General features: G+C 71.0%; 6 protein-coding genes and 1 rRNA gene. 2 read left to right on the forward strand and 5 right to left on the reverse strand.

Annotated elements, in window-relative coordinates; all coding sequences use genetic code 11:
* Positions 1–38: 38 nt before the first annotated feature.
* The gene (locus tag ABGB10_RS05170) at positions 39–1,532 is read left to right on the forward strand and encodes a VOC family protein (protein ID WP_347659673.1); all 1,494 of its coding nucleotides are present in this window, start codon (positions 39–41) and stop codon (positions 1,530–1,532) included.
* A 35-nt stretch (positions 1,533–1,567) separates the two neighbouring features.
* Here the strand turns inward: ABGB10_RS05170 and ABGB10_RS05175 are convergent, their stop codons facing one another.
* Genes ABGB10_RS05175 through ABGB10_RS05185 form a run of 3 tightly spaced genes read right to left on the reverse strand, consistent with a single transcriptional unit; the run spans position 1,568 to position 5,948 of the window.
* Positions 1,568–2,002, reverse strand: a complete 435-nt coding sequence (locus ABGB10_RS05175; protein WP_347659674.1) for a DUF4233 domain-containing protein — start codon at positions 2,000–2,002, stop codon at positions 1,568–1,570.
* On the reverse strand, positions 1,999–3,333 hold the full coding sequence (locus tag ABGB10_RS05180; RefSeq protein ID WP_347659675.1) for a folylpolyglutamate synthase/dihydrofolate synthase family protein: 1,335 nt from the start codon (positions 3,331–3,333) through the stop codon (positions 1,999–2,001). Before ABGB10_RS05180 ends, ABGB10_RS05175 begins: the two co-directional genes overlap by 4 nt.
* Complete coding sequence (locus ABGB10_RS05185; protein WP_347659676.1) at positions 3,330–5,948, reverse strand: valine--tRNA ligase; 2,619 nt, start codon at positions 5,946–5,948, stop codon at positions 3,330–3,332. The genes ABGB10_RS05180 and ABGB10_RS05185 overlap by 4 nt, the downstream gene beginning before the upstream one ends.
* A 69-nt stretch (positions 5,949–6,017) precedes the next feature.
* Between ABGB10_RS05185 and ABGB10_RS05190 the strand changes: the two genes are divergently transcribed.
* Entirely contained in the window at positions 6,018–6,704 is a 687-nt protein-coding gene (locus ABGB10_RS05190; protein ID WP_347659677.1) for a hypothetical protein, read from the forward strand.
* A gap of 22 nt (positions 6,705–6,726) precedes the next feature.
* Here the strand turns inward: ABGB10_RS05190 and ABGB10_RS05195 are convergent, their stop codons facing one another.
* Together ABGB10_RS05195 and rrf are read right to left on the reverse strand one after the other, a co-directional pair.
* On the reverse strand, positions 6,727–6,966 hold the full coding sequence (locus tag ABGB10_RS05195; RefSeq protein WP_347659678.1) for a hypothetical protein: 240 nt from the start codon (positions 6,964–6,966) through the stop codon (positions 6,727–6,729).
* Between the two features lie 175 nt (positions 6,967–7,141).
* A 5S ribosomal RNA gene (gene rrf / locus ABGB10_RS05200) occupies positions 7,142–7,256 on the reverse strand; the annotation flags it as partial.

Consider the following 7,256-nt stretch of genomic DNA (forward strand, 5'->3'; position numbering starts at 1 on the left):
TCCGGCCTAGCCTGGCCCTGACCCCCGGGAGGTCCACTGTGGCGAATGGCGGGAACCGGCCCATCGCGCCGGTACGCAAACTGATCGGCACGGTGCTGGGCACCGTGGCCACCTTCGTCGTCCTCTTCGGGCTGGGCATGACCAGTTGGGCCATCGTGGCTCTCGGGGTCGCCCTGCTGGTGCTGGCCATCGCACTGGCGACCGTACGCGGCGGCGGACGCACGTGGGTGGTCGGCGTGGGGCACGTGCACAGCGCCTCCGAACCACCCACCCAGTACGCGTTCGGCCGCTGTGAGCTCCAGCTGGTCATCGACGCGCCCGGCCTGCCGCCGCGGTCCAAGAAGATCATCGAACCTCGGGTGCCGGTGTCCAAGTGGCCGTCGCTGGGCCAGACCCTGCCGATCCGGGTCGCGTTGGACGACCAGCGGCACGTCAAGGTCCTCTGGGACGAGGTGCCGACCCACGCCGAGACCGCCGCCGCCGTCGCCGACCTCCCGCCGGAGTTCGCCGACGCCGACGCCATGGACGAGGTGCTGATCCAGCAGGATGCCCCGCCGTGGGCCGACCGCGCCCCGGACGACGACTTCCGGGACGACTTCCGCGACCCACACGGCGATCCCTTCCGCGACCCGCACGGCGACCCTTTCCGCGACCCGCACGGCCCCGATCCGGTACGCACCGATCCCCTGCGCTCGGATCCCCTGCGCGACGACCCGGGCGTCGCGTCCGAGGAGCGCGAGCCCGTGGTGGTGCACCAGACGCCGGGCGGCCCGGTGTTGGAGGGCGTCGTCGTCGGACAGCAGGCCGGCGGGCTACCCCGGCGGGCCACCCCGGCGCCGCGCACGGCCCCCGAGGAGCGCTTCGACGAGCCCGACCCCGGCCGGTACGACCTCCCGCAGGACGACCGGTCGACCCCACCCCCCGGGGTCCCGGTGGAGCCGCAGCCCGCCCAGCGCTCCGACCCGGCCAGCGCCCAGCGCTCCGACCCGCCACCCGCGCAGCGGTCCGGACCGGGCACGACCGACCCGCTGGATCCACTCGACCTCCCGCTGGACGACCCCTCCCCGACCCGTGCGGGCCGGGAGAGCGTGACCGACGAGGAACTGGACCAGGCGATCTTCGGGTTCGACGCGGCGTCGGCCGCGGATCCGACCGGGCCGATCAGCGGAGTCGGGCTCACCCTGCTGGTGACCGACCTGTCCCGGTCGCTCGGCTTCTATCGCGACGTGCTCGGCTTCAGCGAGGTCGACCAGGGCGCCCACAACGCCGTACTCGCCTCCGGCACGACCCGGCTCGTCCTACGGGAGGTGACCGGGGCGGCGCCGATCAGCCGCAGGTTGGTGCACGTCAACCTTGAGGTGAACGACATCGAAGCGGCGTACGAGCGGCTCCGCGGATCAGGCGTCCGCTTCACGTACGCGCCCCGGGTGGTCAACCGGGGCACCAAGCTGGAGGTGTGGGCGGCGGCGTTCCGTGACCCCGACGGCCACGGCATCGCGCTCACCCAGTGGCGCGAACGCGCCGACGCCTGACCCGACCGCGCTCGCCTCGGGTGACGCCGACCGCGTCAGCCGAGGATGACCCGGCGCACGTGCAACGCGTACGCCCAGACCAGGGCGAAGATGACGCCCAGCCCGAACAGCGACCAGTGCAGCAGGCCGCCCAGGATCAGCAGGCCCTGGAGCACGGTGCCGGCGTTCCAGGCCCACGGGCGGCGCATCATGCCGGCCAGCACGACGGCGGCCACCGCCAGTGCCACCACCGCGCCGATCGCGGCGCCGCCGAGGTCACCGCCGACCACCCGGATCGGCTGGATCGCCAGCAGGAGCACCAGTGCCTCCAGGCTGAGGGTGCCAGCACCGAGACCGCGTACCGCCCGCTCCGGGTTGCGCAACCCAGAGCGTCGCGGCTGCCCGGCCGTGGGCTCCTCCCCCACCGGCTGCTCGACCGGCAGGCCGGTCGGGTCCTCGGTGGGGTGCGGGTCCCGCTCCGGGCTGGTCATCGCTTCAACAACCGGCGCGCGTCGGCGACCGTCACCACGGAACCCGTGACCAGCACCCCGACCCCGCTCAACTCACCGGGGACGTCCTCCTCGGCCAGGGCCACCGCCAGCTCGATCGCGTCCGGCATCTCCTCGGCCGAATCCACCCGCTCCTCGCCGAAGATCTCGGCCGCCAGCGCGGCCAGTTCCTCCGTCGGCATCGCCCGTGGTGAGCTGTTGCGGGTGACCACCACGTGATCGACCACCGGTTCCAGCAGCTCCAGCAGCGCTTCCGCGTCCTTGTCGGCCAGTACGCCGATCACGGCCACCAGCTTGCTGAACGCGAACTCCTCCTGGAGCGCGGTCACGGTGGCCTTCATGCCGTGCGGGTTGTGCGCACCGTCCAGCAGGACGGTCGGGGCGTTACGGACCCGCTCCAACCGCCCCGGGGAGCTGGTCGAGGCGAAGCCCTCCCGGACCGCCTCGATGTCGAGCTGACGTCGCGCCCCCGCACCCAGGAACGCCTCCACGGCGGCGAGCGCCACCGCCGCGTTCTGTGCCTGGTGGGCACCGTGCAGCGGGATGAAGACGTCGTCGTACACGCCACCCAGCCCTTGGAGGGTGAGCACCTGACCGCCGACCGCGACCGCCCGACCGAGCACGCCGAACTCACCGCCCTCCCGGGCGATGGTGGCCCCGACCTCGGCGCAGCGTTCGAGGAGGGGACCAGCCGCCTCCTCCTCCTGGGCCGCCGAGATCACGGTGGCCCCCGGGTGGATGATGCCGGCCTTGGCCAGCGCGATGTCCTGAAGGGTGTCGCCGAGCCACTCGGTGTGGTCCAGCCCGATCGGGGTGATCACGCAGACACCGGCCTGGATCACGTTGGTGGCGTCCTCGGCGCCGCCGAGGCCCACCTCGACGACCGCGATGTCGACCGGCGCGTCGGCGAACGTGGCGAACGCCAGCGCGGTGGTCATGTCGAAGTACGTCAGCGGCTCGTCCGACCGCGCGTCGACCAACTCGGCCAGCGGCTTGATCTCCCGGTACACCGAAGCGAACCGCTCCTCGCTGACCGGCTCCCCGTCCAGGCTGATCCGTTCCCGCACGGTCTCCAGGTGCGGGCTGGTGTAGCGGCCGGTGTGCAGCCCGAACGCCCGCAGCAGCGAGTCGATCATCCGCGCGGTGGAGGTCTTGCCGTTGGTGCCGGTCAGGTGGATCGCCGGGTACGCCCGCTGTGGGCTGCCGAGCAGGTCGAGCAGCGACTCGATCCGGTCCAGCTCGAAGACCATGCGGGTGAAACCACGGGCGTTCAGCTCCGCCTCGACGGCGGCGAAATCGGTGCGGTCGGTCACGAGGAAAGTGTCTCCAGAGCAGCGTTGATCCGGACCAGGTCGGCCTCGGCGGTGGCGAGCCGGTCGCGGATCTTCGCGACCACCGGCTCGGGGGCCTTGCCGATGAAGGCGGGGTTGTCGAGCTTCGCCCGGGCCTGCGTGACCTCCTTCTCGGCGGCCGCACGGTCCTTGGTGAGCCGGGCCCGCTCGGCGGCCAGGTCGATCGACCCCCGGGTGTCCAACGCGACACCGACCGCGCCGGGCATGGCCAGCGTGGCGCTGGCCTGGAAGTCGTCCCCGGCCGGGTCCAGCCGGACCAGCGAACGGATCAGTGGCTCGTGGGCGGCGATGCCCGCCCCGGTCAACCCGTCGAGGCGGGCGGCCACCCGCTGCGTCGGGCGCAGCCCCTGGTCCGAGCGGAACCGACGGATCTCGGTGACCACCCGCTGCACACTCGCCAACTCGGCCTCGGCGGCGTCGTCGACCAACGCACGGTCGGCCACCGGCCAGGCGACGGTCTGCACCGTCTCGCCGCCGGTCAACGCGAGCCACAGCTCCTCGGTGACGAACGGGATGACCGGGTGCAGCAGCCGCAGCAGCTGGTCGAGCACGTGCCCGAGCACCCGGCGGCTGACCTCCGCCCGCTCACCACCCTCGGCGAGCACCGGCTTGCTCAGCTCCACGTACCAGTCGCAGACGTCGTCCCAGGCGAAGTGGTAGAGCAGGTCACACACCTTGGCGAACTCGTACGCCTCGAACTGCTCGTCGACCTCGGCGGTGACGTGCGCCAGCCGGGACAGGATCCAGCGGTCGACGGTGGAGAGCTGCTCGACGGGCGGCAGGTCCCCGGTGGTGTGCGCACCGTTCATCAGCGCGAACCGGGTGGCGTTCCAGAGCTTGTTGCAGAAGTTGCGCGAGCCCTGGCACCACTCCTCGCTGACCGGGACGTCCTGACCGGGGTTCGCACCCCGTGCCAGGGTGAACCGGGTGGCGTCGGCACCGTACCTGTCGATCCAGTCCAGCGGGTCGACCACGTTGCCGAACGACTTCGACATCTTCTTGCCGAACTGGTCACGCACCATGCCGTGCAACGCGACCACGTCGAAGGGCGGCCGGCCGTCCATCGCGTAGAGGCCGAACATCATCATCCGGGCGACCCAGAAGAACAGGATGTCGTACCCGGTGACCAGCACGCTGGTCGGGTAGAACTTCGCCAGGTCCGGGGTCTGCTCGGGCCAGCCGAGGGTGGAGAACGGCCACAGGCCGCTGGAGAACCAGGTGTCCAGGACGTCCTCGTCCTGGTGCCAGCCCTCGCCGGTCGGAGGCTCCTCGTCGGGGCCGACGCAGACGATCTCGCCGGCCGGGCCGTACCACACCGGGATGCGGTGCCCCCACCAGAGCTGACGGGAGATGCACCAGTCGTGCATGTTGTCGACCCAGGCGAAGTACCGCTTGGCCAGCTCGGCCGGCTCGATACGGACCCGACCGTCGCGCACCGCGTCACCGGCCGCCTGGGCCAGGGGCGCGGTGTTGACGAACCACTGCAGCGACAGCCGCGGCTCGACTGTCGTCTTGCAGCGCGAGCAGTGCCCGACCGCGTGCACGTACGGGCGCTTCTCGGCGACGATCCGACCCTGCTCGCGCAACGCCGCCACGATCGCGGGCCGCGCCTCGAACCGGTCCAGCCCTTCGAACGGCCCGGGCACGGTGATCACACCGCGCTCGTCCATCACGGTCAGCGCGGGCAGGTCGTGGCGCTGGCCGATCTCGAAGTCGTTCGGGTCGTGAGCGGGCGTCACCTTGACCATGCCGGTGCCGAAGGACGGGTCGACGTGCGCGTCGGCCACGATCGGGATCCGCCGGCCGGTCAGCGGCAGCTCGACCTCGGTGCCGATCAGGTGCTGGTAACGCTCGTCGTCCGGGTGCACCGCCACCGCGGTGTCGCCCAGCATCGTCTCGGCCCGGGTGGTGGCCACCACGACCTCGTCGCTGTACCGGATCGAGATCAGCTCACCGTCGTCGTCGGTGTGCTCGACCTCGATGTCGGAGAGCGCGGTCAGGCAGCGCGGACACCAGTTGATGATCCGGTTGGCCCGGTAGATGAGACCGTCGTCGAAGAGCTTCTTGAAGATCGTCTGAACGGCGCGGGTCAGCCCCTCGTCCATGGTGAAGCGCTCGCGGTCCCAGTCGACGGAGTCGCCGAGACGACGCATCTGGCCCAGGATGGCGCCGCCGGACTCGGCCTTCCACTGCCAGACCCGCTCGACGAACTTCTCCCGGCCCAGGTCGTGCCGAGACAGGCCCTCGCCGGCGAGCTGACGCTCGACCAGGTTCTGGGTGGCGATGCCGGCGTGGTCCATACCGGGCAGCCACAGCGCCTCGAAGCCCTGCATCCGCTTACGCCGGGTCAACGCGTCCATCAGCGTGTGCTCGAACGCGTGGCCCATGTGCAGTGAGCCGGTGACGTTCGGCGGCGGGATGACGATGGTGAAGGGGGGCTTCTCGCTGTCGGCGGAGGCCCGGAAGTGCCCGGCGGCTACCCACTGCTCGTACCGTCGCTGCTCTACCTCGCCCGGCTGGTACTGGCCGGCAAGGGTCGGGGCGTCGGGGCGGTGGGCATCCAGTCTCTCGGTCACCTGACAAGTCTACGGAGGGCTTCTCCGGACCTGACGTGCGCCACCTCTCGTTCGCGTACGGTGTCGGCTATGTCCGACGCACATCTCACCGAGCGTTCGCTCGACGGCGGCCAGGAGCCGGTCGAGCTGAGCGAGGAGCCGATCCAGCTCAGCACCCGAGACTCCGGGGGCGACCCCGCCGAACGGTCCGGCGGTTGGTCCCGGCGACGCAAGATCGGTTGGGCGGTCGCGTTGGTGGTCGGCCTCGCGGGCGCAGGCGTGCTGGGCGTCGGCGGATGGCGGGTGGCGCAGCAGAAGGACACCCAGCTGACCTCACCCGATCGGGTGGCGGGCCTGACCCGCGACGACAGCGAACGGGCGAAGAGCACCGCCGACTACCTGCGCAGCGGCCTGGCGGCGAATATCGAGCTGGACCGCAGTTTCGGCACCGTCTACCGCGACCCTGCCGACGACAAGCGCTCGGTGCTCATCTTCGGGGGCACCACCCTGCTGTGGCAGCCGGAGCGCGACCTGGACAGCCTCTTCCGGCTGATGTCGGACGAGACCGGCTCGGTCAGCGGACTGCGCGAGTCCCCCGCCGGTGACCTGGGCGGCGTGATGAAGTGCGGCAGCACCAGTGGCGAGGGCGGCGACTTCGCGGTGTGCGGCTGGGCCGATCACGGCAGCGTCGTGATGGCGATGTTCCCGGGCCGGTCGGTCACCGACGCCGGCGGCCTGATGCGCAACCTCCGCCAGGAGATGCAGACCCGGGGCTGATCGAGCCCAGTGCCAGTCAGTGTCACCGCCCTGACCCGGGGCGCTTCCTGGCACCCTGCGGCGGCATCGGCACCGTGCGCGCCTCCTGCACACGGATTTCGGCCCGGAACCGGTGCGCGGCGGGATGCCACATCTCCTCGAACGGACCCATGACCTCACCACCGATGCCACGACGACGTACCCGCGCTCCGAGCCACGTGAGGATCCCCAGGATCGCCGCCACGCAGGCTGCGACCACCAGGAAGATCAGGACCTCATCCACGCGTCCAGCCTAGCGGCGCCAACGCCTCGCACGCATTGATCGACGTCGTTTCGCCGATGTGGCGGCATCTCCTGCGGTGAATACCGCCACATCGGCGATCTGGAGTGGATCAACCAGTTGCGCGGGATACGCAGATAAGGCCACCCCGCTAGGGGTGGCCTTATCTGGAAAGATTGTCCGGCGGCGTCCTACTCTCCCACACCCTCACGAGTGCAGTACCATCGGCGCTGGAGGGCTTAGCTTCCGGGTTCGGAATGTAACCGGGCGTTTCCCCTCCGCCATGACCGCCG

It is taken from the genome of Micromonospora sp. B9E7, from assembly GCF_039871815.1.
GTDB lineage: Bacteria > Actinomycetota > Actinomycetes > Mycobacteriales > Micromonosporaceae > Micromonospora.